This window comes from Psychrobacter sp. GW64-MNA-CIBAN-0177 (assembly GCF_040309585.1).
Lineage (GTDB): Bacteria > Pseudomonadota > Gammaproteobacteria > Pseudomonadales > Moraxellaceae > Psychrobacter > Psychrobacter okhotskensis.
Map to the genome: position 1 here is coordinate 1 of NZ_JBEOOY010000440.1, position 252 is coordinate 252.

A 252-nucleotide genomic window follows, 5' to 3' on the forward strand; every position below is an offset into this window, starting at 1 on the left:
TCTAGACGCTGGGCGATACGCTCATGCAACCACGGACGATCAGGCATCACTGCCAATACGTGCCAATTTTGATTGGGGTTATTTGCTAATGCTTGTTTGGGTTTGCGTTGCCACTCACTTATAGAAATATCCGTTTGTAGATATACCTCAATAGCGCGAGTAATACGCTGAGTATCAGTGGCATTAAGACGCTGGTGACTTATCGGATCAACCTTACCCAAATACTCATATAGCGCGCTAATACCCTCATCC

At 45.6% G+C, this 252-nt stretch carries 1 pseudogene; it reads right to left on the bottom strand.

Annotation, left to right across the window (positions count from 1 at the left end):
- Positions 1–252 (bottom strand): annotated as a pseudogene (locus tag AAEY79_RS15770) (tRNA dimethylallyltransferase); the annotation flags it as partial.